This is a genomic window from Mycobacterium sp. TH-M116, assembly GCF_057473685.1.
On record NZ_JBYCLC010000201.1, the window covers coordinates 1 to 1,890 of the forward strand.

2 protein-coding genes are annotated in these 1,890 nt (G+C 67.0%); both read left to right on the forward strand.

Annotated features, from left to right (window positions below; genetic code table 11):
• Positions 1-1,539 (forward strand): putative inorganic carbon transporter subunit DabA (locus AC2VOK_RS10225; RefSeq protein ID WP_428900365.1); only part of this gene is annotated, 1,539 nt, incomplete at its 5' end.
• A 14-nt stretch (positions 1,540-1,553) separates the two neighbouring features.
• Positions 1,554-1,853 (forward strand): P-II family nitrogen regulator, encoded by a 300-nt coding sequence (locus AC2VOK_RS10230; RefSeq protein ID WP_428900366.1) that lies wholly within the window; start codon positions 1,554-1,556, stop codon positions 1,851-1,853.
• The last annotated feature ends 37 nt before the right edge of the window (positions 1,854-1,890 follow it).

The following is a 1,890-nucleotide window of genomic DNA, read 5'->3' on the forward strand; positions in this document are numbered from 1 at the left end:
CCAAGACGTGGGCGCGCGCAAGCCCAGCTCGTGTGCTGCATCGACACCCGGTCCGAGGGGCTGCGTCGCCACGTGGAATCCCTGGGGGCATACGACACTTTCGGTTTCGCCGGCTTTTTTGCCGTCGCGATCCGGTTCAGCGACCTCCTCGGCGGAAGGCCCGACGATCTGTGCCCGGTGCTGATCAGCCCGGAGCACGATGTCCGTGAGATCCCGGCACCGTCCGCCGATGCCGCGGCGCGGCGCCTGCGCGACGGCAGCGTCAGGTTGGCTGGTGCGGACGCGGCGTTCCATACCGCCAAGCAGGCCCTGCTCGCCCCGTTCGCCTTGGCCGAGGCCGCGGGCTGGGCCGCCGGCCCGTGGGCAGCGGCCAAAACGCTGAGCCCGAAATTCGCCGGCACCCTGCGCCGACGGCTGCGCGACCGGGTGGCGCCCCCCGCGCCGACCGTGCTGTCGATCAACGACACGACCGAGTTGGGCCGGCGCGCGCTCTACGCCCAGGTGGCCCTCACCACCATGGGGCTGACCGACGGATTCGCCCGCCTGGTCGTTTTGTGCGGTCACGGCAGCCTCACCGAAAACAACCCGTACCAGGCGGCGCTGGACTGCGGAGCATGTGGCGGGCAGGCCGGCGGCCCGAACGCCCGCACCGCCGCGGCGATCCTCAACAACACCGAGGTGCGCGGCGCATTGCGCAATCTGGGCATCGCGATTCCTGACGACACCTGGTTCGTCCCGGCACTGCATGACACCGCGACCGACCGGGTTTCCGTCCTGGATGTGCACCTGGTTCCGGCCGGCCACCGCCACGACGTGCGCAGGCTCAGCACAGATCTCGCAATCGCCGGAGCTGAACTGGCCGCCGAGCGCTGCGCGGGTCTTCCCGGCGGCCCTGCTGCGGCCCGCCCGGCACAAGCCGCACGCCACGTCGTCAACAGATCCCTCGACTGGGCGCAGGTCTTCCCCGAGTGGGGCCTGGCCGGTAACGCGGCGTTCGTCGTGGCTCCGCGCGCTATCACCCGCGGAATCGACCTGCGACGAAGGATTTTCCTGCATTCCTACGAGGCCGAAGTCGACCCCGAGGGGAGCGCACTGGAAACGATTCTGACCGCGCCGATGGTGGTCGCTCAATGGATCAACTGTCAGTACTACTTCTCGACAGTGGCGCCCGAGGTCTTCGGAGCGGGAACCAAGACCATCCACAACGTGGTCGCCGGCGTGGGCGTGCTGGCGGGCTACGGAGGCGACCTGCAACTGGGCCTGCCCCGGCAGTCGATCACCGATGGTCGGTCCTTCGGTCACGAACCCCTGCGTTTGCTGGCCATCGTCCAGGCACCGCTGCAGCGCATCGACATGGTGATCCAGCGAAATCCCCTACTGCAAAACCTGTTCGGCAACGACTGGATTTGCCTGGCTGCCCGCGAGCACGCAGACCAAGGCTGGCAACGCTGGACCCGAGGCGGCTGGCGCAGCTGGGACGTGACCGCTGAAGCCGACCCCAATCACCCCATCGAACAGGAGGTAACCCCATGTCGGTAGACGGACTTACCAAGATGACCAAGATAGAGGTCGTCGTTCCCGGAGAATACGTAACGGCAGTTCGCGAGCAGTTCCGCAGCGCCGGGACAACAGGTTTCACCAGCGTGTCCGGTGTGTCGGGGCTCGGCCACCACGGTTACCACCAGGGCCGGCTGCTTTTCAACCAACAAGCGTCTCTCGAGCTGCTCATCACCGTCGTCCCGGAGGCGAAGTCAGGGCCGCTGATTGCGGGACTGCGTCGCCTACTCGACGACTCGCCCGGGGTCATGTTCGTCACCGACACCTACGTCAGTCGACCCGAGTACTTCAGCTGAAAACCCACCAGGAAAGGAAAATCCATGTCCCAGCACT